The following is a 26,143-nucleotide window of genomic DNA, read 5'->3' on the forward strand; positions in this document are numbered from 1 at the left end:
AAAATACTAATATCTGTAACATCTGTATTTTACAAAATATATCTAACAATTTGGGATATTAATTCAACAGTCTTTTTTATTAAAAAAGTAGATAAAGCAATTGTTCATTGTACTTGTAGTGCTTCAAAGATGAATTTAGATAAAAAGTTTTTAGAAATTGCACAGCGCTGTGCAAATGAGGTAATTGTTCCAGTAGATATAACATGTTGCGGGTTTGCAGGAGATAAGGGTTTCACAACGCCTGAACTAAATGATTCTGCTCTTGCTCCTTTAAAACAGCAGATTCCTAATGATTGTACTAGAGGTTATTCGAATAGTTTGACTTGCGAGATAGGTTTAACTTCACATTCAGGGATATTTTATCGATCAATAGCTTATCTAGTAGATGAGTGTACAACTTAATTTAAAGATATTTAGACATTAGACAATATCTGGTTACTCGATATATTCTTGATAAGTTTTTTTTCTTGGCTCTCGTGATGATAATGCAACAAGTTTATCTCCCCATTTTATTAATTCTTTACTAAAGCTGTTAGGGTCATGAATCACCTCTATAAAGCACATTTCATCTGTTCTTGTTTCTGCTTCTTTTATAGCATTCAAAAGATCTTTACAATTATCTACTTTTACACTCCAGCATTTCCCATATCCTTTTAATGAGTCTGCAAAGCCTTTATAATCCCAGTTATTTATATAATTATACTCACCATCATGAATCTGTACCTCAACATTGTAGCTTTTATTATTCAATAGGAAAATAATAGGTTTTTTGTTATACCTCATAATAGTTGATAATTCTTGTCCAGTTAGCTGGAATGCACCATCTCCTATTAATCCAATTGCTCTTCTTTCAGTAGCAGCAGTTGAATAACCTAAAATTGAAGGAGTTGCCCAACCAATGGAGCCATACATCATTTGGATTTCAAATTTAGCACCTGAAGGAAGTTTTAAATTCATCCCATTAAACCAAGAGTCTCCTCCTTCAGCAAAAATTGTATGATTTTCATTTAAAATCTTTTGGATGTGTTTAAACAAGTAGTCTATAGTTATTGGACTATTTAAATTTTGTGGTTCTTCAAAATGATATTGTTCAGTTTTATATTTTTCATAAATCTGCAAAGCATTGCGATTTAACTCTAAAGAGTCTATCAATTTGTTTATAACGTCTTTCATTAAGACATTAGTATAAATCTTACCATTAATTTCAACAAAGTCTTTTCCTACAAGGATTGTTCTATCTTTATAGATTTTAAAGTTATGACCACTGGTTATATAGTCAGAAAACCTTGCTCCAAAGAATATATAACAATCACTAGATTCTATAGTTTCTTTACAGCCTAAGCTACTTGCAGGTCCCCAATACGTTCCAATATAAAAATTATATGTTTCATCTATAAACCCCTTCGCATCTGCCATATTAGCAGTTGCATATTGTATCTTATTAATTAAAGCATCAAACTCTTTTAGGCATTTTGCAGATCTTATTTCAGAACCGGCTATGATAGTTGGATTCTTAGCTGAGTTAAGAAGCTGAGCTATTTCTCTTGTAGCAGCATTTAATGCATGATCATCACTAATTGAGTTTTTTAATCCCATCTTCTTAGGAGTAGGGCAGGGTATTAGCTTACCAGCGATATTACAAGCAATTTCAATATAAACTGGCTTTTGGTAGCTAATGGCCATGTCTATTGCTTTGTCAATTTGCTTTGCTACTAGGTCAGTATCTGTTATTAGAGCTGTATGGCAGGTAACATTTTTAAATATGTTTACCATATTACTGTAATTATTATCGCCAAGAGAGTGGTGCGTGATTTCGTTATCTTTAGAGGAGTTAGAATTTGGACCACCAGAAATTATTATTACTGGTAAGTTTTCTGCATAGGCGCCAGCTATAGAGCTTATAGCTCCTAGTGCGCCAACGGTATGAGTAACTACGCAAACTCCTATATTTTTATATCTAGCATATCCTTCAGCTGCATAACCTGCATTAAGTTCGTTACAGCAATTTATCATTTTTAATTTTCTATTTTTTAAAAGACCATCAAGAAGTATTAGATTAAAGTCTCCAGGAACTCCAAAAAAATCTGATGCTCCAGCTTCAATTAGGCGTTGACCTAAGTATTCACCAATAGTAATCATATTTTCCCCTTTTATCTAAGTAAATTCTATAACCTTAGTATCTTAACGATATCACTAAATAAAAAATAAAAACAGCGAATAGAATAAAATTTTTTGTTTATGATATACCCTAATATTTATACTCAAATCTTGTTCAACCTGTTAAAATATTAAAAGTTTAAAATAAGCTTTTATATTTAAATGGTTTTTAAAACTATAAAAAATTGGTATAAAGATAGATATCAAAATAATGAGCCAATAGTCTTCATTGGGTTAATGTTATTTTTTTACCTAGTGCTAACTTTTTTAGGCAATTATATTGCGCCTATCTTAGCCGCTCTTGTCATAGCATATTTGCTTGATACATTTGTTAATATATTACATAAGGTAACTAAAATAAATCGTCTTGTACTGGTATATTTTGTGTACATAATCTTTTTGGTTGTACTATTGTCTTTTATATTTGTATTACTGCCTATTATAGTTAATCAGATGATTGACTTTATAAAGCAGGCTTCACATACGCTATCTAGCTTAAAGACAAGTTTAGAGCATTTATCTAATCAGTATCCGACATTATTAACGGTTGATAGAATAGATTCTATAGTTAGCTGGTTTGATACTATTGACTGGAAAAAAATTAGCTCAAGTATTGGGTCTTTTATTTTACAAAATACTGCAACAACATTACCTATAATATTTTCGATACTTATATATTTATTTTTAGTACCTCTAATGGTGTTTTATTTTCTAAAAGATAAAAATAAAATAATAGGTTGGTTTAAGTCATTTTTACCTGAAGATAATAATGCTTTATATTATGTTTGGAATGATTTGAAACCTAAGCTTGCTGATTATGTAAGAGGTAAAGCAATAGAATTTATCATTGTTTCTATTGTTACATATTTTGGTTTTGCATATTTTGATCTTAATTATTCAATTCTTTTAGCTGTTGGTGTTGGCTTATCTGTGATTATCCCATATGTTGGTATGGTAATGATTACTATACCTGTAGTTATGGTTGGAATATTACAGTATGGACTTAGCATAACCTTAGTATGGATGCTTACAGTATTTTTTATTATTCAAGCTTTAGATGGTAATTTACTAGTACCACTGTTATTCTCAGAAGTTCTAAATATGCATCCAGTTGGGGTGGTTTCTGCAATATTAATTTTTGGTGGAATGTGGGGATTATGGGGAGTATTTTTTGCGATACCTCTAGGTTTACTTTTTATCTCGGGAGTAAATATGTTTAGAAACCATCAAAAAGGAAAAAAAGATCCTGCTAAAATAAATCTATGTTAATAAAGCAAAGAACATTTAATCAAGAAGTTTTAGATTATCTATTATCAAATCAATATGATAGCTTTGTGGCTAAACTTATTGCTGCTAGAGTAAATGATATAAATAATATAGACTTAATTTTAAATGGATCTATAAAAGATTTATCATCTCCATTTCTATTTAAAGATATTGATAAAGCAGTAGATAGACTTTATATCGCATTACAGAATAATGAAATCATAGGCTTAGAAACAGACCATGATTGTGATGGTCAAACATCCCATGCTATTTTTTATGAAGCGTTAACAAAAGTTTTTGGTTATCCTAGAGATAAAATACGTTCTTATATAGGTCATAGAATGAAAGAAGGTTATGGCTTATCCGACTCTTTGGTGAATAGGATTTTAACAGATGATATTCGTCCTAATTTAGTAATAACAGCGGATAATGGATCAACAGATGAGCCGCGAATAGCAGTGCTTAAGCAAAATGGTATAGATACTATAATTACTGATCATCATGGTATACCGCCAGAAGGAGCCCCTAAGAGCGCTATAGCAGTGATAAACCCAACCCAAGAAGGATGTGGCTATCCTGATAAAGCAATTGCTGGATGTATGGTCGCTTGGCTTTTTATGGCAGCTTTGCGAAGAAAATATATTCAAAATAATAAACCTGTATCTAGTTCATATGGTTTGAGTAATTTACTTGATTTTGTAGCTATTGGTACAGTTGCAGACTGTGTAAGTATGGCGAATAGCTATAATAACCGTATAGTTACAAAATTAGGTATTGAGCAGTTAAAAGAAAGTGATCGACTATGTTGGGATTTTATTGATAAGGATAGACTATCGAGTGAGTATATTGGTTTTAGTATAGCTCCCATTTTAAATAGTGATGGTAGAGTCTCTGATGCTTTAGGATCAGTAAGTTTCTTATTAGAAAATGATGATGAGAAAATAGAAGATATATTTAATACTCTTAAAAACCAAAATGAGCAGCGTAAAGAAATTCAAAAGCAAATTACACAAGAGGCCATGAATCAAGCAAATGACTTAAACAATACTAGAAAATCTTTATGCATATTGCTTGAGGATGGACATTCAGGTATTCATGGGATTTCAGCTAGTAGGCTAAAAGATATGTTTGGTAAGCCAGTAATAATATTCTCACAAACTCAAAATGATCCTAGTCTAATATCTGGGTCTGCACGAAGTATAGATGATATTCATATTAAGCAAGTATTAGATAATATAGCAAAGTTAGATTCTAACTTGATGATTAAATATGGTGGACATAAGGGTGCTGCAGGTTTAACTATTAATTATCAAGACTTTGATAAATTCTATGATTTTTTTGAAACGCAGATTAATCATATTGTAAATAGAAATAATATAACTCTTGAACCTTGCATAGAATATGATTTTGAACTTGAAACTGCTGATTTTAATTTGGATACTTTGACAAAAATAGAATCTTTAGAACCTTATGGCAGAGAGTTTGATAAACCAATTTTTTGTAATGATTTTTCTGTAGAACAAATTCATTTAGTGGGTAAAGACAAAAATCATGCTCAGTTAGTTTTGCGCTATAAAAATATAATATCTATAAAAGCAATATGGTTTAATGCTACTGATAATGCAGTAGTAGAAGAGATAGCTATAGGAGATACTGTGCGAGTATGCTATCAGCTACAAAAAGAAGAGTTTCTTGGGCAGGTTAACTTATCTCTAAATATCATAGCTGTTGAGAAAAAGTTACTTTAAGATTGTTTTAATTTGCTTTTAGTATAAAATATAGTTTACATTAGTTTTACTTTAAGTAAAGTGCGTTTTATAGTACTTGAGATTTATTAACTTCATAGGGGATTTATGAAAAAACTAACTTTAGATATTTTTATCGTTGATAAAAGAAAATTTTTTGCAGAATTTATAGGAACTTGTATTCTATCTTTAATTGTTCTTATATCAGATACTCCCGCAACACCATTTCCTGTTTCAACACCTGTAGCTGCTGCTATTACACTTAGTTTGTGTGTTTATCTATTAGGAGATATTTCCGGATGCTTTATTAATCCTTCTATGTCTTTTACTGCTTTTATAACAAAAAAAATAGATTTTAAAACTTTTTGCTATTATTTAATAGCCGAATTGTTAGGTGCAGTACTGGCGTACTTTATTTCTATAGCTTATGTGCCTGCAAATCAAGAGCAATGGTTAACTGTTAAACAAGCAACCTTATTTGATGGGGTTGGCGAAATGTTGGGTTCTATAATATTTGCATTTGGTATATTTTCTATGATTAATAATAAAACAGATAAAATTCTATCAGGACTTATTGTAGGAATGTCTCTTTTAGTTGGAATTATTGTCGCTCATAATGCTTCATATGGGGTTCTAAATCCCGCAGTTGCTATAGCTAATAAAGCTTGGAGTTTTTATTATATTATTATGCCTATAATTGGAGCTGTAATAGGAGGTCTAATTTCTAGTTTATTGTTCAAAAATAAATAGTATATATTTATAAGATTATTTTAATCAGAGTCAATAGACATGTATTAATCCATATAAATTCCTGAAAAGTAAAAAACAACATAATATAGTAAATTTTTTATAATAAAAATGAGACTAATAACAGTTATAAATTTTCTATAAATTAGTCAATGGCTATTATATAGTGATGAGTAATTTTTTTGTTTTATTTGAATAAGGGGTGAATAAAATATGAAAAATCACAACTATATACAGCAAGAACTTTCCAATCAAATACAAGATATAAATGTGGAGTATTTTCCTACTATAGGATCTACTAATGACTATCTTTTAGAGAAAAAATTTACTTCAAAATATCATTTTTGTTATGCAGATATACAGACAAAAGCTCGAGGTAGGAGAGGAGGTAAGTGGGTTTCTGAAAGTAAGGATAATATTTATGCAACTCTTGGCTTTCATTGTGATTTTAATATTTCAGAAGATTCTCTTAAAAGTATCAAAATAGCATTAGGAGTTTTAGAATCTATTAAGGAGTATATACTGCCAGAGCAACAGAAAGATCTGAAAATAAAATTGCCAAATGATATTTATTTTAAAGATCAAAAGTTAGCAGGTATTTTAATTGAAACAAAAAATATTAAAAAAGAAGGCTTTGATATAATTATCGGAGTAGGAATAAATGTAAATATGTTTAGCTTAGGTGAGAGTATTGATAGAGAATGGACATCATTAGCAATTATAAATAATCAGCAAGTAGATACGTCTGAGCTTATTATTAGTTTAGTAAAGCAGATAATAGCTTTATTTGATATTAGTGATAATGAAGCATTAGTTAAGTTATCTAAATATGACTATACATTAGATAAGAAAATAATCTTTAATTATAATAATCAGCTGATTCAAGGAACTGCTAAAGGTGTATCAAAAGATCTAAAATTAAAGCTTTTAAGTGAAAATGATGATTTACTTGAGTTCGAGTTAGTAAATATAAGTAAAGTTAGAGTTATAGAATGAGTTTAGCAAATATAAAAAAGCGAGCTGAATATTTGGCCAAAATCCGTGACTATTTTAAAAATCTAAATGTATTAGAAGTAGATACTCCATTAGCCTATAACTATGGAGTTACAGATCCATTTATCGATGTTTTTGCAATAGATACTATTGCAGGTAAAAGATATCTGCAAAGTTCACCTGAGTATGCGATGAAGAGATTACTTGCTGCAGGTAGTGGTAATATTTATCAGATATGTAAAGCATTTCGTGATGAGCCTTGTGGGCAATATCATAATCATGAATTTACTATGATAGAGTGGTATAGAGTAGGCATAAACTATTTTGATTTAATGAAAGAGATGGAAAATCTTTTCTTAGCAGTTAAGCCTAATCTGAAGTTTATTTATTTAAGTTATCAAGAGGCCTTTGAAAAGTATTATAATTTTAATCCACATACAATCTCTTTAGATAAATTAGAAAAAATTGTTGAGAAAAACTTAGGTAAAATCCAAGGTTTAGAAAACCCAACTATAGCCGATTGTTTGGATATACTTTTTAGTTATAAAGTTGAGAAAAATCTTAATCAGCAGAATACCATATATTTTATATATGATTATACTATTCAACAGTCAGCATTAGCTAAAAAGCTCATTGATAAAAATAATCAGCAGGTTGCTGCAAGATTTGAAGTCTTTTATGATGGGATTGAGCTTGCTAATGGGTATTATGAGCTTATTAATAAAAAAGAGCAGTCAAAGCGTTTTGAGAAAGATTTAGCTATTCGGAAAGATCAAAATAAACCAGTTTTAGATGTAGATGTTAAACTTTTAGAATGTTTAGAAAATATTCCTGAATGTTCTGGAGTTGCTTTGGGATTTGATAGGTTGTTAATGAGCTTAGAAGATATTCAAAATATAAAAGATCTTTCAATATTTTAGTTATTATTTCTTATAGATACGGGATTTATTGCAAACTCCACATTTAATGCAAGAAGTTTTTTAGCTATATCTAAAAATATATCATCTTGAGTATTAACAAAATCTGCAAAAAAAACTTTGTTTACCATGGCATAAATTTGTATATTAATACCATTTGAGCCAAAACCTCCTTCTGATTTATTACCAATCATAGTACTGCCTGATGCTAAAGATACAGCCATGGTTTTATTTTGATCTATATTTGGGTGTGCTTTAAGTATAGTAAGTATTTCTTGTTTAATTAAATCGATTTTCTCAACATATTTATAATCGATAGTAATATATTGAACTATACGTCTATGAGTACGACGTGAAGTTGTAGTTATACAAGTATTTAGAAAAACAGAGTTTGGTATATGTATTGGAGCAGTTTCATAGTTATCTACTTGCGTAGTAAGAATACCAATTTTTTTAATTGTACCATTAAATTTTATAGATGAGTTTATATCTGAAGATATAATATCTCCTTCTGAATACTTACGGTTAAAAATTACAAATAACCCTCCAAATAAATTTGTAAGCAGGGTACTTTGTGATAATGTTAGCCCAGCGATAGCAACACCACTAAATGCTCCTAGTGCAGTAGGTGGAACACGAAAGGCAGCCAAGATCAGAATAACAGAAATTACGACAGCACCTAGTTCTAAAGCTTTAAATATGGCATTAATGTCTCTAAAATCATCATAACCATCTTTATTTTCTTGTTTTTTCTTTTCGATAGCTATTTGCTTACTTTTACTTAAAAATCTAAATAGACTAATTATAATCCCTAGATATATACAGAAATCAAATACCTTATCAGAATAAGGTACTATAAAATCTTTATAATTAGGCAGGTATACGATGACGGGTAAATCTATACATGTTTTTATAAAGTATAACCACACTACAATATATAATATAAGCTTCAAAGATTTTATAAAAGAGAATCTAACCGTATTTTTATGTCTCATTATTAGTAAGCTACCTAAGATAAATATAGCTAAGCTAATGACTAAACATAATAGAAAGTCTATAAATAAAATATAAGTTGGAGAGTAGTTTTCTATTCTTAGAAGAATATTATTTAAAATATTCATGGTTTTACTAATTTAAATGTTTAAGTATTTAGAATATATTAATATATTTTTAGATAGAGTTATATACTTTAGATAAAACAAAATGTTTATGTAGATTTATTGTTTAGTAGATATTTTAATACTAGATGCACTTGGACTTGGCGCATCAATAACCATATTACTCATATTTGCTGTTGCAGGGGGATGAGCAGTTAACGTTGATGAGTGAGAAGAAGGTGAAGATTCATCAGATTTTGAGCTTTGAGAGTTTGTTATAGTACTACCAGAATCTAGTGCCTTAGTAGAAGTAATGTGTTTTGTTGAATCTGATTGGTTAACCGTATTGTTATCAGGAGCTTGAGTTGTTTGTTGTTCGCCATAACTGTTCTTATCATATTCAATAGGAGTATAAATTATTGAAGATTTTGAAATTTGTGGCTCTGAACTTGCTGTATTGATCTTTTCTTTAACTTCTTTAGTTACTAATATAGCTATTGCAATTATAATTATTATTATTGCTAGTCTATTTATATAGTCAAAAAATTTGAGCTTACCATAACGAGATTTTTTATAGTATAAAATGTCTACTTTATTAAGAATAGATACAATCTTCTTTTCAGAAACTTCGAGATATTCACAATACCTTCTAATTTGATTTTTAAGTAAGCCACAAGAACTTTGTAATAAAGTGTCATTATCTGCTTCTTCTATAATTTTGATAGTATCTTCAGATAAATTAATAGCGTCGGCAATAGTATCTCGTTTAAGTTCTTTAGACTCACGAGTACTTTTAATAAAAGATTGAAAATTGTGCATATTACTTAGAATTTTAAATTAATTTCTTGTATGAATTATATAAGAAAATGAAAGAAAATTAAACGTAGATATTTAAAAGTTAGATTTGGTTATTTAGAATTTTTCTTTTGTTCTAACATTTTTTCTAAGAAATGAATATTGGTTCCACCTTTAATAAATTCCTTATTATTAAGAATTTCTTGATGTAAAGGTATATTCGTTTTGATTCCATGTATAAGCATTTCTTCAAGTGCTGCACGCATCTTTTGTAGAGCAGTTTCTCTATCATGAGCACGAACGATTACTTTTGCAATCATTGAATCGTAGTTTGGTGGTACTGTATATCCAGAATAGATATGAGAGTCAACACGGACTCTAGGGCCAGCAGGTGCGTGGTAAATATCAATTTTTCCTGGTGAAGGAATCATTTTTTCTGGATCTTCAGCATTGATTCTACACTCAATAGCATGACCAACAATAGAGATGTCTTCTTGTTTCCAACTTAAGCCTTGACCATTCGCAACTTTAAGTTGCTCTTTGATAAGGTCTGTTGATGTAATGTCTTCTGTAACTGGATGTTCAACCTGAATTCTTGTATTCATTTCTATGAAGTAGAACTCTCCATTTTCATATAAAAATTCAAATGTACCAGCACCACGATATTTCAGGATTTTACAAGCATTAACACATTGCTCACCAATACGCTTTCTTTGTTCATCTGTAAGTCCTATCGCAGGAGCTTCTTCGATAACTTTTTGGTGTCTTCTTTGAGTAGAACAATCTCTTTCAAATAGATATACAGCATCACCTTTACCATCACCAAATACTTGAATTTCAATGTGACGTGGGTTTTCTAGGAATTTCTCCATGTATACCATATCATTATTAAAAGCAATTCTAGCTTCGCTTTTAGTTAGAGAAATAGAGCTTATTAGATCTTCTTTTTTTCTAACAATACTCATACCACGACCACCGCCACCACCAGCAGCTTTAATGATGACAGGATAACCAATTTGCTCAGCAATTTCTAAATTCTTTTTGTCATCATTACCTAATGGACCACCAGATCCTGGAACACATGGTACACCAGCTTTTTTCATCCATCTAATAGCTTCTACCTTATCTCCCATAACTTCAATGCTTTCTGCACGAGGGCCTATAAATATAAAACCACACTCTTCAACAGCTTTGGCAAATTGGGCATTTTCTGACAAGAAACCATAACCAGGGTGTATTGCATCAGCATTTGTGATCTCAGCTGCCGTAATAATAGCTTGGATATTTAAATAACTAAGATTAGGTGCTGCTGGGCCGATACATACAGCTTCATCAGCTAATTTAACATGCATAAGATTTGCATCGGCAGTAGAGTATACTGCTACAGTCTTAATTTCTAATTCTCTACAAGCTCTTAATATTCTAAGAGCTATTTCACCTCTATTGGCAATTAGTACTTTTTTAATCATTGTCCATTACCTTCAAAATTTATAATTTATTTACGAAATTTTATTTTATAGAGTAATATTACTCGATTATAAATAGAGGTTGATCAAACTGGATAGGGTCACCGTCTTTAGCTAAAACTTTAACTATTTTACCAGTTTTTTCGGCTTCAATTTTATTCATGATTTTCATTGCTTCAATAATGCAAAGAACATCACCTTTTTTGACTTCTTGTCCTTCTTTAACATAAGGAGCAGCATCTGGTGAAGGAGAGCTATAGAAAGTACCAACCATAGGAGATTTAACTTCTTCGCCGTTAATTTCATGTGCTTCATCAGCTTGAGGAGCTGCTGAAGTTGATGCATTACTAGTAGCTGCTGGAGCTGCTACAGTAGCTGGAGCTATGCTGTTAGCAATTGGTGCAGAAACAACACTTGTTTTAGCTGTATTATTTTTTGTCATAAAGATGCTTGAACCACCATCTTTAATTTTAATTTCTTTGATATCACTTGACTTAAGAATCTCAGCTACCTTGTCAATTGCTTTTAATAAATCCATAATTTTCTACTCTCCTTTCATATTAATGTAGTTTATTGCTTCTATTAAAGCTAGCGTGTAACCATTTGCCCCAAACCCAAATATACATCCGTAAGCTATGTCTGATAGAAGCGACTTAGTCCTAAATTCTTCTCTATTATATATATTAGATAAATGTATTTCAATAAAAGGCTTACTTGTAGCTAAAAAAGCATCTCTAATTGCAACACTTGTATGTGTATACGCAGCAGGGTTTATAATTATGATTTTTGCTGGAGTTTGTTGAATTTTATCAACAATTTCACCTTCATGATTACTTTGGAAAAAATCTATAGATATATTATTTTTATAAGCATAATCAGTTAGATTTTTATTGATATCATCTAGAGTTTTGTAACCATAAGTTTCAGGTTCTCTAGAGCCAAGTAAGTTTAGATTAGGACCGTTAATCACTAGTATGCTCATATTTTAAATATCCTTATAACTTTTTGTAGCTTTGACAGAGTACTTCTTATTTGTTTCTAGACAATAACAAGTTAGCTTACCACCAAAAACACAACCTGTATCTAAAGCTATGATGTTATCAACTTTAGTTTCTCCTTTAATAGCTGCCCAATGGCCAAAAATAATTTTATAGTTAGGTTTAAATTTTTTATGCTTAATTTTAAACCATGGCTTAAAGTTTTCTGGCATCTTATCTAAGGTAGAACTAAATTTTAGATTTAACTTTCCATCTTTATCTATAGCTCTCATTCTTGTAAAGTAATTGAGAATTGATAACCACCTATCAATACCTTCAGATTCTTTATCCCATTTTTTGCTCTTGTCATTGAATAAATTAGCTAGTAAGAGTCTTCGGGTTGTTTCATTCTTTAGAACAAACTCTACCTCATTAGCTCTTTTAATAGCTTTTTTGGGAGACCATATATGAGGGATACCAGCATGAGTTATAAAAATATCATTGACTCTAATTAATAAACTTTGATTGCAAAGCCATTCTTGTATCTGCTTGAGATTTGGAGCTTTAAGAAGATCATCAAAAGTATCTTTATTATTAGGGGGGAGATAATTATAGCTAACCGCTAAAAATAATATATCATGATTTCCTAAAACAGTTTGAGCACTGTCTCCCAATGACATTATAAAATCTATCGTTTCTAGGGATTTAGGGCCTTTATTTATTATATCTCCAGCAAATATTAATTTATCTTGTTGCTTGTCAAAATTTATCTTTTGTAAAAGCAATTGTAGTTCATCGTAACAGCCTTGCACGTCTCCTATAACATATGTAGCCATTTTTCATACACCTTAACTTAAAAAGTTTGCTAAACAAACAAAATCATCAACACTTAAATTTTCTGCTCTTAATTTAGCATCAACAGGTAGAGTGTTTAGATCAATATCTTTGTTTTTTAATATTTCTTTTAAGTTATTATGCAAGGTTTTTCTGCGTTGAGCAAAGCTTTGTTTGACCATTTTTTCAAAAAAATCATAATCTTTTAAAAAGCTTTTATTTTTCTTAGGTTTTATTCTTAAAATTGCAGAATCAACTTTTGGTTGTGGATAAAAAACTTCAGGAGGTATTTTAAGGATCATACTACAGTCAAAATGGTACTGTAAGATTACAGATAATCTACCATAAGATTTACAGTTTGGAGCAGAAATTATTCTTTCAACTACTTCTTTTTGTAGCATAAAATGAGCATCGATAATTTTATCGCTTATTTGAATTACTTTAAAGAGAATGGGCGATGAAATATTATAAGGTAAGTTACCAATTAATTTAATTTTTTCTACAGGGATTTTATTTATATCAAACTTCAGAAAATCTTCATTATATATTTTTGGAATGCCATATTTCTTACAGTTTTCAATTAATGTATCAATGACACTAGAGTCAAACTCAACTACGCTTACATTAGAAGAGCTTGTTAGTAAATGTCTAGTTAGGGCACCTAAACCTGGACCTATTTCCAAAACAGTATCTTGCTCTTTTATATTTGCTAATTTAACTATTTTTTGGATAATATTTTCATCTTGAAGAAAATTTTGCCCTAATGATTTTTTTGCTTTTGTTTTATATTGCATTTTTAATATAGTTCAGGAGTTTTTAAGTCTTTTTGTAAGATTTCAATGTAGGCATCATCTTTTATGGATGTTAGCCATGTTTTATAAACTTCTTGAGCTTTGTCTGCAAAAATAGCTTCCAAAGCCTTTTGTTCTTCAAGCTCTTTAATGGCATCATATTCTTTAACTTTAGTGTATTTAATAATCATCCATGTTGTAGGGTCTGCTTGAAATGCTTCTGAAAGTTCTCCTTTTTTCAATTGGCCTAATTGAGCAAATGCTGCAGGAGGTAGAGAAGGAGGAGTATCTAGTTTTGAAACCCACTTGAAATCCCCATCTGCATGGTCATAATTTTGATTATATTTTTCAGCAACTTTTGCAAAGCCTTGTCCACTTTGAATCGCAAGCCTAGCTCTATCCAGAGCATCTTTTGCACCTTTTTCAGTCATGCCAGTGCTTAGTTTGATTTCAATTGCATAAACATAGTATTTTTTAACACTTTTACTTAGCATAGGTGCATGTTCATCTAAATCATTAACATAAACCATTTGTAAAGTATTATTTACAACAAAAGGTTGTGAAACTTCATGATTTTTAAGGTCTTTCACATGGCTTTTATATATCTCTGGAATAGAATCAAAAGTTACTTGTTGGCTTAGTTGGCCTCCAGTGCTTGCGTTAGGAGCTTGAGAAAATTGTTTTGTCATCTCAGAAAAATCAATAAGCCCCTTATTAACAGCAATAGCAAGTTTTTTGAATTGATCTATTTTGTTTTTGCTAGCTTTTTTTGAATCTGGTAAAGCTACGATGAAATTGCTTAAAGTGTAGATCTTAATAGGTTGCATTTCTCTATCAAATTCTTCTTGATGTTTTTTGATATATTTTTGAATCTCCTCTGGGGAAACATATACCTGTTGAGAAATGGCTTGTTTTTGGAGCTGATTTACCATTAACTGCTTTCTAATTCTATCCTTGTAACTATCAAAAGACATGCCGGCTGCTTCTATATTTAGCTTTAGTGACTCTTCAGAAATTCCATTTTTAGCTGCGATATCTTTAATTGTTTTGTCAATTTGGCTATTAGATATTGTAATATTGTTTTGCTGAGCAAGTTGAATTAGTACGCTTTGAGCTATAAGGTTTTGTAGGGCTTGTCTTTTTAATTTTAGAGATGCCGGAGTTAAGTTAGGATTGATACCTTGCGCAGCTTGCAGCTTCGCAACTTCTTCATTCAACTCAAAAGAAGTTATGGGTTTATTATTTACTATGGCAACAGTTTTGTTTATAAGCTGTTTTCCGTTTTGTGATTGTGAAGGCTGATTAAGCGTACTATTATTTGCTCCTGGCCCAAAAGCATTTTGAAACAAACTTGATGAAATATCACAATAACCATAAGTAAATATTATTATAGATAATATAAGAATAAATACCTTTTTCATTATGTACCTACTCCCCATTCTCCAGATTCATAACCATTAATCTGATTCAACCTAGATGCTAAGTTACTTCCACCAGCACCACCTAGGCCTTTAAGTTCAAACTCTAATAAATAAGTGTTTGTCAAGCTGCCTAATGCTTGAGTATTGTTAGGATCATCACTTGTATATGCTGTAGCTTGCCATAAAGCTCTAATAGCCCAAGATCTAGCATTATATTGCACACCAGCAAATACGTTTGAGGTTTTAGCTTGTTTGAAATTATAGTTCCATAAAGCAGTAAGGCCCCAGTGATCAGTAACATTTAATATCGTTGATAATGTAATAGTTTCTTGCGAAGGAGGGGCTATCCCATCATTTATTTGTTGTTGAGTTATAGCATTCCAGTCTCTATCAATATTGTTGAAAGAAATATTAAATATATTCTCATTTTCATCTTTGTATGAAAGTTGATAGACTTGATAGTCAAATTTCTGACTTTGTAAACGATAGTTTATTTGTGCAGATAAATAAATATGTTTCATTACCTGAAATTCAAATGACGACATAATTGGCGAGAATGTGTCATTAGCATATGGGTCAAAATTTGTAGGGTTACAATTAGGTTGGCCTTGACATAAGCTAACTTGTCTATCAGCAAAGTACATCATTTGACCTATTTTTGCTGATGCAACAGTGCTACCATCAGCTTGATTTGTTGTAGATGCTTCTAAAGCATATGTAAGCTGATTTGCATTGTTAATTCTATCATAACCTGTAAAACGGTTAACTTGGAACATCTGCATATATTGTTCATTTTGTTGTGACGTATCAAATAATGGGATATTTGATTGGTCTTGATATGGTATGTACGTATAGAATAAACGAGGTCTTAGTGTTCCTGTATAAGCACCTTCACTAGTTGTATAATCACGATCAAAATAAGCACTAGCATCAATATTAAATATTGGTAATACACTAGTTACAGAGCTTTGATTAAACTGAATTGTATTCGAAGCCTGATTGTTTAACTGGTAATAACGAATAGGCAATGCTATTGAAGTATCTACAGAACTCCAGCTATTAGCAAAAATCCCATCTATTTTAGGTGCTTCATATGACCTGAAGCCATTAATATTTGTACCTTGAGCTGAGCTTGTTAATGGAAGTACAGTTCCTTGTGCTTTGTAGAAGAATGTATTAAGAGTATCCATACTTACTCTTAGGTAGTCCGGAGTATAGCCATCTGATGTTATATTGAACTTAACTTCAGGCAACTTGCCGTAAGGAATGTTGGCTAAATCAATATCAGGGTTTACTACACCATAGTCTAAAACTGTAACGCCTGCATCGATATTATCATTTGTATAGTTTACATCAAATTCTCTATCTAATAGTGTTTTTGTAACTAAGTTGACATTACCTGCTGAGAAGTCGTTATAGTATTGAGAGTCACTAATATAGTCATATTGTAAATTTGTTGTTATACCATTCTCAAAATCACCAACACTTGATAATGAGAACGCGCCTCGCATTTTTTGGTCTTGGAAGTCATAAGGTACTATAGAACCTTCAAACTGGTTTTGTGTGTGCTCTGTCATATAACGGAAGGTACCATCTTCCATTAAACCTCTGTCCGTCCAAAATATTGTATTTAGAAGTAAATCATAGTTTGGTGCAAGGTTAAAATAATATGGGACTGAGAATGCAAGACCTGAATTACTATTTTGTGCGAAACTAGGCATTAAGAAGCCTGTTCGTCTTCTATCACTTATTGGATGAGAAAAATATGGTAAATACATTACAGGTACATTATCAACCTCAAAATAGCCACCTTTTATGTAGGCCATTTCTTCTTTAGTATCAATATCAATGTTATCGCCTGTTATTTTCCAGGCATTATCATAAGGACCACCAGAAGTGATATATCCATCAGTTAAAATCAGGTTATTAGCATCTTCTTTTTTAAAGCTCTTAGCATAGCCTCTCAAATAACCACTAAAGTTTTCTTTATTATAGATACGCGTATTAGGAGTTTCACGAGCCATTCTAAAATAAGTTTCTCCAGCACTAAATGTTCCATCATTAACATTTGTATCTAACTCTTTTGTACGTAAGACAATACCAGTTGATGGTTGTCTTGCAATCACATCACCAGTCATCACTAGTGATTTTATTGAGCTTCTATCAGCATTAAAGTTAACTATAGCATTATTTCCATAAAGCTCTTGATCACATTGTAATACTTCAACATTTCCTGAAGCAATCAATGTCCCATCTGTATCATATTCAGCATTTTCATAAGAGACATCAGTTCTTTTTGATTCACATAATGCTTTAGTAAATTGACTATCGTTACTATAATAGCCACCAACAAAGTATTCAGGTTTATTTACCCATCCTAAGTCGTTAGCTAGGGCTTTTTCTTTTTGAGCAGGTTTTAGCTCTTTATCAAAAACATTTTTAGGCTTTTCAGCACGTTGACATGCCCATTGCCCATCAACGACTTTACATTTCCAGTCTTCCTTGATAGGGTTGTTATCAAGAATGCGCGCAGCATTAGCTTCTACTGTACATAAAACAGTACCAAAGCATATCAATAAATACTTGCGAATCCCCTTTAACATATTTGACCTTTAATAGCCTTATTTCATTGAGTTTTTAAAAACAATCATGATATTATATCTGCATTTACTGCATTTTTCCATTTTAATTTAAATACAAACTAAACTAATATATTGGACTACTAAATGAATATAGAAAATCACTTATCAGAGATACTTGCAAAAGCTTTTCAAAAATTAGGGTATGCGGAAAGTTTTGCTAAAGTTGTAATTTCCACTCGTGAAGGGGTGGGGCATTTCCAATGTAATGGAGCTATGCCTTTGGCAAAGTTTGCTAAGAAACCTCCTTTTACAATTGCTCAAGATATTATTGATAGTATTGATGATAAGAGTATTTTTGCAAAATTAGAGGTCGCAAAACCAGGATTTATTAATATAACATTATCAGAGGATTTCCTAGCAAGTATAACCGATGAATTTTTGAAGACAGAGAATTTTGGAGCTAAAAATACTAATAACCCTAGAAAAGTAGTATTGGATTTTGGTGGTCCAAATGTTGCTAAGCCAATGCATGTTGGACATATTAGATCTGCTTTGTTAGGAGATGCTTTGCAAAGAATTCATCGTTTTTATAATGATGAAGTGATTTCAGATGTACATTTAGGTGATTGGGGTACCCAGATGGGTATGTTAATCGAAGAAATAAAACTAGAATCTCCAGATTTAGTTTATTTTGATGAAAACTTCACAGGAGAATATCCAGAAGAGTCTCCAGTTACAGTTAATGAGTTGGCAGAAATTTATCCAAGAGCCTCAAAAAGATGTAAGTCAGATATATCTGAGATGGAAAAAGCTAGACAAGCTACATTCGAATTACAACAAGGTCGTAGAGGTTATGTAGCATTATGGAAGCATTTTGTTAACATTTCTGTTGAAGCAATTAAAAAAGACTATGATAGTTTAGGTGTTAGTTTTGACTTATGGTTAGGCGAAAGTGATGCTGATAAGTTTGTCGATGAGATGATATCTCATTTTAAAGCAGAGAATTTTATTTACGAAGATGAAGGTGCTTGGGTTATAGATACAAATAAAGAAGGTGTTCCTCCACTTATAGTTGTTAAGCGTGATGGTGGGGTAATGTATGGGACAACAGATTTAGCAACTTTATGGCAACGTAATAAAGATCTTCATCCTGATGAAGTTATTTATGTTGTTGATAAAAGACAGTCTTTACACTTTAAGCAAGTATTTAGTGTTGCTGAGAGAACAGGTGTTGTTAGTCCTAAATGTAAGCTAAAACATGTAGCTTTTGGTACAATGAATGGTAAAGATGGTAGACCTTTTAAAACACGAGAAGGTGGCGTAATGCACTTGTCAGATTTGATCTCTCAAGCGAAGCAATGTGCTAGAGATAGAATGCCAGAAGAAAAAAATGAGCATGTTATAAACCAAATAGCTATGGCTACAATTAAGTTTGGTGATCTGGTTAATAATTACTCAAATGATTATATATTTGACTTAGAAAAATTTGCTCAGTATGAGGGTAAAACAGGACCGTATCTTTTATATACAGCTGTTAGAGCTAAATCAATTCTTAGAAAAATATTTGGGGATTACAATATAGAATCTTTAATTAAAGACTATAAGATATCTTCTGCTCAAAATGAACATGAAGAAAAATTACAGCTGCAACTTATACAATTTCCAATAGCTGTTGCTAGAGCATATGAGAATTCACAGCCTCATCATATTTGTGAGTACGCATATTCTTTAGCAAATAGTTTCAATAAATTTTATGTGAATTGTCCTATAACTAATCTAGATGATGAAAATGTTAAGAATACTCGAATAGCTCTATGCTTAGCTACTGTAAAAGCAATGATGATAGCAGTAGGACTACTAGGTATATCAATCCCAGAAAGAATGTGATGATAAGTAGTTATGAAAAAAATAAATAAGATAATAATATTATTGTTAATTTTACCAATTATATCTTTTGCAAAAGATATTCCTAGTAAGACAGATCAGTGGGGTAATATTCTTAAATCGAATAATAATTACTCTTCATGGGGCAATAAGACAGGAAATGTTAAAATTTTTCAACTCAAGTTTGATCCATCAAAAGAATATTTAATTGAAACGTATCCTGTAGGCTATCAAAGCTATAAATATCATATATTAAGTAATGAAAAAGGCGCGATAGCTTTTGTCCTTAAGGGTAAAATTAAAGAAGAATTTTTTGAAGATAAAAACAGTAAAGCAAAAATGTTTCATACTTATGAAAAAGGTGATTATTTCATAATAGGAAATGATAAAGAACTATTGCGAAGAGATACTGTAGTAGGCAATACAGCTGTAGAATTAGCAGTTGTAAGGTATTAGACTGAAAAATATATAAAAATAATTTCTCAAAATTCAAGACTATTTCTAAATTAAAACTAGTATATAATTTTTACTTAGTTACAAGATTTGTGGAATTTTAAATGTCCAATTTTTTTAATCAGCCGAAAGCTTTTTATACTATCTTTATGTTGGAAATATGGGAGCGTTTTGGTTATGGTGCATTAATTGCAATTTTAGTTGTTTATCTGCAAGTCGGAGGTATCCACTTAAGTGAAAGTGGTGCTATAGCAACATATGCAGCATTTGCAGCATTAGTTTATGCTTTTATTGTCTTGGGTGGCTATATTGGTGATATGATCCTTGGTGCAAAAAGGACAATATTATTAGGTTTAATTATACTTCTTAGTGGCTATGCATTATTGATCTTAGAAGATAAAGAATCAACTTTATGGGGTTTATCTTTTATATGTGTTGGTACTGGACTATTTAAATCTAATCCAACTAGCCTATTAGCTAAATGTTACGTTAATAGTGATTCTGGACAAATTAGTAATGCATTTACTTTATTCTATATGGCTATAAATATAGGGTCCTTACTCGGGATGCTAGTAATTCCAACTATTGCTAGAAGTTTTGGGTATTCATCTAGTTTTATAGTTATATCAATGGCTCTTATTTTAGCTATTATGACCTTTGTAGGTTTTGGTTTTACTATGAAAAACATCTATACGTATGCTGGAGGTAAAAAGCTTAATTATAAATACCTCTTTTCTGTAATTGTTGGTGTAGCTATTATGATTTACATAGTTAAATTTCTATTAGCATATATATTGATAGCTAAGCTAATAGTAATCTTAACATTTTTGGTGTCATTATTCGTTTATATCTATTTGGCGTTTTTGTATAAGAAAGATGGCTATTTTTATAAAATGATGTTGGCTCTAATTCTTATGTGTGAGGCTATGGTATATAAAATATCTTATATTCAGATGGCGTCTTCAATAAACTTATTCACAATAAAAAATACAGATCATTCTATTTTAGGGCTATCTATTGCTCCAGAGACTTTTCAGTCATTTAATCCTTTCTGGATTTTTGTATTAAGTCCATTATTAGCTTTTTATTATGTTCGTTCTGAAAACTCTAGATTTGATATAAGCGTATATGGGAAATTTTCTATAGGCTTATTTAGTATAGGTTTATCTTTTATTGTATTATATTTCTCTCGCTTTACGGCTACTGAAGGAGTTACATCTGCTTATTGGTTAGTATGTAGTTATGCTCTGCAGGCATTGGGGGAGCTTTTAATTTCAGCAATAGGTCTTTCAATGTTCACTAAATTAGCACCAGCAAAAGTAAATGGTTTTATGATAGGAGTTTGGTGGGTATTTTTAGCATTCGCATCAATACTTGGAGGTATAGTTGCTCAAGTAACGGCAATTGATAAAAGCCAAGTAGCAACGATGACTTTAAATACATCATTAGTTGATTATACTAACTTCTTCCTATCTATAGGTATTGTGATAGTTGTAGTTTCATTGTTATCATTTAAGCTATCTCCATTTAAAAGAAAGCTTATGAACCAGACAATTTAATAGTGGGTATTAGCTAGTGAAAAAATATGCTGAAGTTTGAGATAGTACAGCAATTACTAATACTGCTATTGCAAAAAAACATATAGGTTTTAGCTTTTCTACTACTATGAAACCATTCTTTAAAAAAGAATCCCCAAAAATTTGATGTCAATATAATAAAGACCATAAAAATAGGGTATGTGATTATTATTCCTAGTACCCCAAGTAAAGCACCAGAGATACTAAAAAATATAATACATTCAAAAAACATAAAAGCCATTGCTATAATAGCTATCTTTTCTATAATAAAGTTTTTAAATGAGAATTTATTATCTTTTTTAGGTAAATATTTTTTCTCTTTATTGTAGCTATACTTAAAATAGATGATATTAGGAATAAATGCACCTAAGAATATTATTACCCAAGGCATATTACTTCTTGTTAGAAGTGATAAACTATCAAGATCTGGATTTTTCATAAAGAAGCTTACGCCATAGTTAAAAACAAAAGCCTGCGTCATTGATCCAATCCCTGCAGTAATTGAACATGCGATACCAATGATAAAATTACTGCTATTCTTATCAAGAGTAGCTCCGATATCTCTATCTCGTATTCTAGCAGCTGTAGTCACAAGAGCTACACCTATTATAAATAGGATGAAGCTTAGGATTATTATTATTCCGAATGGAGTTAGTAACTTGGATTGATTTAGGATAACTAATGGAAGAATTGATCCACCAGCCGTAGCGAGTCCAATATTTATACCAAAGGTTATTGATATCCCAACATGCTTGAATGCAATAAGACAGCAAATCATCCCAGCGCCCCAAATGAAGCCACCAATAAAAAGTGTGAGTGAGACATCTATAGATATATATTTGTAATATATAACCAAAGCTACTACAAAAAATAAATAATGTCAGAATGGGTATGATTACATATGCCCAGTAAGAGAAATGAAGCCATATTTGATTTTTGGATGTATTGTTTATTAGTTTAGATGGGACTGCAAAGCTACCATTTAAGGCACCTCCAATTAGTGCTAATAAAACAGCAAATAAAAGATACATTAGTTATGCTCCCCATAAAATTTTCTACCTTCTTTAGCTATAAGGCTAGCTCCAAAAAGAGCAGTATCATAGTCAAAATCAGATATTTTTAATTTTGGAATAGAGACTATTTTAAGATCATCTTGCATAACTTTTTCAGCCTCTTTGAGTAGGGTGTCTTTTTGTTTTGTAATTACACCACCACCAAAAACAATAATTTCAGGAGATAAAATACAAGCTATATTTCTTAGCCCTTGGCCTAGGTTATATCCGACTTCTTTCCATTCATCTATAGATAGCGCTGCAGCGGGTTTTTGATATATCTTAGAAATACCAGTACCAGATACAATAGCAGATAAGCAATTCTTGGCACCACACGCGCATTTGATCCGCTCTGGGTGGCTACATTTGTATTCGATATTTTGGTGAGCAATTTCTGGATGAGAAAGACCTCTATAATAAACTAACCCATTAATTAAAAAACCACCGCCCATACCAGTGCTAAGTGTTATATATAAGAAAGTTTTTTGACTATATCCTTTCAAATAATATTCAGATAATGCAGCTACATTTGTATCGATATCAAAGTAAAAAGGGCAGTTATATTTATCTTCAATAATTTTCTTTAAAGGCACATCTCGCCATGTAGGTTGGTGTAGTGGAGAAACAGTTCCTTTATCAACATCTAAAGGTCCTCCTATAGCTGCACCAATACCTAGTATTTGAGATCCTTGGCTAACTTCATCAATCATTTCAAATAACATTTCTAGTCCGTCTGCTAATTCATATGGAGTGTCTCTTCTGGTGCGATTAAGCTCTTCTCCTTTTTCATTTACACTATGAACTAGAGTTTTTGTTCCACCAATATCTAAACCTATATATATTGCCAATTTCTTTTCCTTTTATTTATAAAATCATAAAATTTATACTATATAAAAAACCTAATAGAATCTATATTGTTTCAAGTTTTATAATAGAGTTTATTTTTCTTGTGATTAAAGTGTTTTAAGTCTTTATTTATTTGAGATTAAATTAGTTAAAAAGTAAATTATTTATTTTTGATATGCCTTGTTAAAAAAGAAAAGTTATTAAAATATTTCCGTAATAGTTACTTCATTCTAAAGTGTCCATAATTAACTATAATTAGTCTAGTTTTTGATATTTTTACTTAAGTGATCTCTATATCATCAAAGATGTATGTATCCTATGGAGATAAAAATGGAAAGAAATATTTATGATGTTGTAATTTCAGGTGGTGGGCCATCAGGTGTAGCTACAGCTATTGAGTTAGGTTTACATGGTATTAAGACACTAGTTTTAGAAAAACATGATGAACCTATGTATTCTGCTAGAGCTCAATTGCTTAACTCAAGAACAATGGAGTTAATGTTACGTTGGCATGCCTGTGATGCTCTTAGAAAAAAAGATATGCTTGATGTTTCTAATTTTATATGGTGCTCAGGGTTAAATGGTGATGTCTATTCTTCGGTAGAAATGCATGATTACCATAATAATAATTCTCCAGAGGAGATTATTCATATTCCACTATGGGTAACTGAAGGAGTCTTGAGATCAAGGCTAAATCAATTAAGCTCGGTTGTGATGTTGAAAAACACAGCAGTTACTGAAGTTAATAATCAAAGTGATGATCTTATACAAGTAAAAACTAAAAATCGTAAAACTAATCAAACAGAAGAGTATTATGCCAAATATGTTATTGGCTGTGATGGTGCAAATAGTGTTATACGTAATGCTTTAGGTATAAATTTTAGTAAACTAGCTTCGGGAAGACGTATGACTAATATACTTTTTGAAGCTCCTGAATTATTTGATAAAGTAAAAATTGATAAGGCTGCTTTATATTTTATTATAAATAATAAACATCCTGGAGTTGTTGGACCTGTCGATCCAAAGAATAATCTTTGGTACACATTTTTTTATGATAAGAGTGATACTAAAAAGATCGAAGATTTAGATATTGATTCTATAATCAATGAAATGGTAGGGTTTGAATTTGATAAGAAAATAGTTAGTGCAGCTTATTGGAATATGCAAATTGAACTAGCAGATACGTATTCAAAAAATAATAGGATATTCCTCGTAGGTGATAGTGCACATTCTTTTGCGCCAACAGGAGGGTTAGGTCTAAATACTGCTTTTGGAGATGTATCAAACTTAGCTTGGAAGCTAGCTCATGTAATAAAAGGTAAACTACCAGAATCTGTACTTAGTACGTATCAGCAGGAAAGACGACCTATAGCGTATATGAATCTAACTAAAGCTGAAGAGAATGCTAAAGCGTTGATAAACCTTAGTTCAAAGCTATCATCTGAGGAATATCCTCAAGCATATGCTAAGTTATCAAAAAAACATGCTCTTTCAGCAGGTATAGGTATGGGTTATGCTTACTTTGACTCATCTTTAGTTAAGTTACATGATAGTCAGTCTACAGAGCCTATGGAGCAGTCAAAGTATGATCCTAAAGATTTACCTGGATATTTCCTGCCGAATATAACATTAAATGGGAAGTCTATATATAGAACTCTTTCTACGACTAATTGGACACTGATCATTTCAGGAGATAAGAATGGTATAGATATAAGTGGTGTTAATGTACTAGAACTTCCTAAAGATACTTATTCAAGTATTTATATTCTAATTAGACCTGACTGGCATATATCTTATGCAAGTAATGAGCTTGATATAGGGACTATAAGCTCTCTTGTTAAATTTGGTAAATAGTAAAAAATCTAGCTTAAGTTAAATAAGATAATTTTTATATCATAAGGATTTATATTGTGAGTAAAAAAAGTTCATTAATGTCTTTGTTGTTTATTCCTGGTAATAAGGTTGAACGTTTTGATAAAGTTAGAAATACAACAAATGCTAGTGGAATAATTATTGATTTAGAAGGTACCGTTGCAGATGTTCGAGAAAAAAATGAAGCTAGAACTAATGTTATAGAGTATCTAAAAAAAACTTCTAGGCAAAATCAGAATTTTAAATATTGCCTTAGAATTAATAGTTTAGATACTATCCATGGTTTTAGAGATATACTTTCGCTTTTAGAAGCAGATGTTGTTCCTGATGTTTTAGTTTTACCAATGGTTGAGTCAGCAAATACGTTGCACCAACTTGATAGTCTATTTCAAGGAAAAGCACCTTCATATATGGCTTTGATAGAGTCCACTGAAGGTTATAGAAATATAGATCAAATAGCTCATTCAAGTAGCAACATTGTTGGATTAGCTCTAGGTGGTGGAGATCTTACTTCTGAATTAGGAGCATCTTGTTCATGGGACGCATTATTGTATTTTAGATCTCGATTAGTTGCGGCAGCTAAAAATGCTAATCAAGACTGTTGAATTAATATCCCAAATTGTTAGATATATTTTGTAAAATACAGATGTTACAGATATTAGTATTTTAAT

The 26,143-nt window shown here is 31.0% G+C and carries 22 protein-coding genes and 1 pseudogene; 11 read left to right on the forward strand and 12 right to left on the reverse strand.

Translation table 11 applies throughout. From position 1 onward, the window contains the following. Positions 1-402: pseudogene (locus R8535_RS07465) on the forward strand (hypothetical protein); the annotation flags it as partial. A 33-nt stretch (positions 403-435) separates the two neighbouring features. Here the strand turns inward: R8535_RS07465 and R8535_RS07470 are convergent. Then, complete coding sequence (locus tag R8535_RS07470; protein WP_329497973.1) at positions 436-2,139, reverse strand: alpha-keto acid decarboxylase family protein; 1,704 nt, start codon at positions 2,137-2,139, stop codon at positions 436-438. A 180-nt stretch (positions 2,140-2,319) separates the two neighbouring features. Here R8535_RS07470 and R8535_RS07475 point away from each other — a divergent pair, with 180 nt between their 5' ends. The 5 genes from R8535_RS07475 to epmA all read left to right on the forward strand — a co-directional run bounded on the left by R8535_RS07475 (position 2,320) and on the right by epmA (position 7,828). Beyond that, positions 2,320-3,426, forward strand: a complete 1,107-nt coding sequence (locus tag R8535_RS07475) for an AI-2E family transporter (RefSeq protein WP_329497974.1) — start codon at positions 2,320-2,322, stop codon at positions 3,424-3,426. Beyond that, positions 3,420-5,171, forward strand: coding sequence for a single-stranded-DNA-specific exonuclease RecJ (gene recJ / locus R8535_RS07480; protein WP_329497975.1), 1,752 nt, complete (start codon positions 3,420-3,422; stop codon positions 5,169-5,171). Before R8535_RS07475 ends, recJ begins: the two co-directional genes overlap by 7 nt. 105 nt (positions 5,172-5,276) lie before the next feature. Further along, positions 5,277-5,918 carry an aquaporin gene (locus R8535_RS07485; protein ID WP_329497977.1) on the forward strand — a complete coding sequence of 214 codons (642 nt, stop codon included), beginning with the start codon at positions 5,277-5,279 and terminating at the stop codon, positions 5,916-5,918. 210 nt (positions 5,919-6,128) lie between these two features. After that, positions 6,129-6,911, forward strand: a complete 783-nt coding sequence (locus R8535_RS07490) for a biotin--[acetyl-CoA-carboxylase] ligase (protein WP_329497979.1) — start codon at positions 6,129-6,131, stop codon at positions 6,909-6,911. Beyond that, entirely contained in the window at positions 6,908-7,828 is a 921-nt protein-coding gene (gene epmA / locus R8535_RS07495; protein WP_329497981.1) for an EF-P lysine aminoacylase EpmA, read from the forward strand. Before R8535_RS07490 ends, epmA begins: the two co-directional genes overlap by 4 nt. On the opposite strand, the gene R8535_RS07500 is transcribed toward epmA, so the two are convergent. The 9 genes from R8535_RS07500 to R8535_RS07540 all read right to left on the reverse strand — a co-directional run bounded on the left by R8535_RS07500 (position 7,825) and on the right by R8535_RS07540 (position 17,809). Then, positions 7,825-8,946: a mechanosensitive ion channel family protein gene (locus R8535_RS07500; protein ID WP_329497983.1), complete on the reverse strand. Its 1,122-nt coding sequence runs from the start codon at positions 8,944-8,946 to the stop codon at positions 7,825-7,827. The two genes, epmA and R8535_RS07500, sit on opposite strands and share 4 nt — an antisense overlap. A gap of 96 nt (positions 8,947-9,042) precedes the next feature. Continuing rightward, on the reverse strand, positions 9,043-9,741 hold the full coding sequence (locus R8535_RS07505) for a helix-turn-helix domain-containing protein (RefSeq protein ID WP_329497985.1): 699 nt from the start codon (positions 9,739-9,741) through the stop codon (positions 9,043-9,045). A gap of 89 nt (positions 9,742-9,830) precedes the next feature. Further along, positions 9,831-11,186: an acetyl-CoA carboxylase biotin carboxylase subunit gene (gene accC, locus R8535_RS07510; protein ID WP_329497987.1), complete on the reverse strand. Its 1,356-nt coding sequence runs from the start codon at positions 11,184-11,186 to the stop codon at positions 9,831-9,833. A gap of 58 nt (positions 11,187-11,244) precedes the next feature. Continuing rightward, a complete protein-coding gene (gene accB, locus R8535_RS07515; RefSeq protein WP_329497989.1) occupies positions 11,245-11,721 on the reverse strand; it encodes an acetyl-CoA carboxylase biotin carboxyl carrier protein in 477 nt (158 codons plus the stop codon). A 6-nt stretch (positions 11,722-11,727) separates the two neighbouring features. Next, entirely contained in the window at positions 11,728-12,165 is a 438-nt protein-coding gene (gene aroQ, locus R8535_RS07520; RefSeq protein WP_329497990.1) for a type II 3-dehydroquinate dehydratase, read from the reverse strand. A gap of 3 nt (positions 12,166-12,168) precedes the next feature. Next, positions 12,169-12,996, reverse strand: coding sequence for a symmetrical bis(5'-nucleosyl)-tetraphosphatase (locus tag R8535_RS07525; protein WP_329497991.1), 828 nt, complete (start codon positions 12,994-12,996; stop codon positions 12,169-12,171). Between the two features lie 12 nt (positions 12,997-13,008). Then, positions 13,009-13,788, reverse strand: a complete 780-nt coding sequence (gene rsmA, locus R8535_RS07530) for a 16S rRNA (adenine(1518)-N(6)/adenine(1519)-N(6))-dimethyltransferase RsmA (RefSeq protein WP_329497993.1) — start codon at positions 13,786-13,788, stop codon at positions 13,009-13,011. A gap of 2 nt (positions 13,789-13,790) precedes the next feature. Next, positions 13,791-15,206, reverse strand: coding sequence for a SurA N-terminal domain-containing protein (locus R8535_RS07535; protein WP_329497995.1), 1,416 nt, complete (start codon positions 15,204-15,206; stop codon positions 13,791-13,793). Further along, positions 15,206-17,809: an LPS-assembly protein LptD gene (locus R8535_RS07540; protein ID WP_329497997.1), complete on the reverse strand. Its 2,604-nt coding sequence runs from the start codon at positions 17,807-17,809 to the stop codon at positions 15,206-15,208. The genes R8535_RS07535 and R8535_RS07540 overlap by 1 nt, the downstream gene beginning before the upstream one ends. A gap of 123 nt (positions 17,810-17,932) precedes the next feature. On the opposite strand from R8535_RS07540, the gene argS reads away from it, so the two are divergent. The 3 genes from argS to R8535_RS07555 all read left to right on the forward strand — a co-directional run bounded on the left by argS (position 17,933) and on the right by R8535_RS07555 (position 21,684). After that, positions 17,933-19,675, forward strand: a complete 1,743-nt coding sequence (argS, locus tag R8535_RS07545) for an arginine--tRNA ligase (RefSeq protein ID WP_329497999.1) — start codon at positions 17,933-17,935, stop codon at positions 19,673-19,675. Between the two features lie 12 nt (positions 19,676-19,687). Then, complete coding sequence (locus R8535_RS07550) at positions 19,688-20,128, forward strand: hypothetical protein (RefSeq protein WP_329498001.1); 441 nt, start codon at positions 19,688-19,690, stop codon at positions 20,126-20,128. A 101-nt stretch (positions 20,129-20,229) separates the two neighbouring features. Continuing rightward, a complete protein-coding gene (locus tag R8535_RS07555; protein ID WP_329498002.1) occupies positions 20,230-21,684 on the forward strand; it encodes a peptide MFS transporter in 1,455 nt (484 codons plus the stop codon). 13 nt (positions 21,685-21,697) lie between these two features. On the opposite strand, the gene R8535_RS07560 is transcribed toward R8535_RS07555, so the two are convergent. Both R8535_RS07560 and R8535_RS07565 read right to left on the reverse strand, forming a co-directional pair. Next, a complete protein-coding gene (locus tag R8535_RS07560; protein ID WP_329498005.1) occupies positions 21,698-22,558 on the reverse strand; it encodes an L-rhamnose/proton symporter RhaT in 861 nt (286 codons plus the stop codon). 174 nt (positions 22,559-22,732) lie between these two features. After that, positions 22,733-23,602 (reverse strand): ROK family protein, encoded by an 870-nt coding sequence (locus R8535_RS07565; protein WP_329498006.1) that lies wholly within the window; start codon positions 23,600-23,602, stop codon positions 22,733-22,735. 328 nt (positions 23,603-23,930) lie between these two features. Between R8535_RS07565 and R8535_RS07570 the strand changes: the two genes are divergently transcribed. Both R8535_RS07570 and R8535_RS07575 read left to right on the forward strand, forming a co-directional pair. Then, positions 23,931-25,454, forward strand: a complete 1,524-nt coding sequence (locus tag R8535_RS07570; RefSeq protein WP_329498008.1) for an FAD-dependent monooxygenase — start codon at positions 23,931-23,933, stop codon at positions 25,452-25,454. A gap of 56 nt (positions 25,455-25,510) precedes the next feature. Continuing rightward, entirely contained in the window at positions 25,511-26,077 is a 567-nt protein-coding gene (locus tag R8535_RS07575; protein WP_329498010.1) for an HpcH/HpaI aldolase/citrate lyase family protein, read from the forward strand. The last annotated feature ends 66 nt before the right edge of the window (positions 26,078-26,143 follow it).

Origin of the sequence: Francisella sp. 19S2-4, from assembly GCF_036281795.1 — a bacterium.
Lineage (GTDB): Bacteria > Pseudomonadota > Gammaproteobacteria > Francisellales > Francisellaceae > Francisella.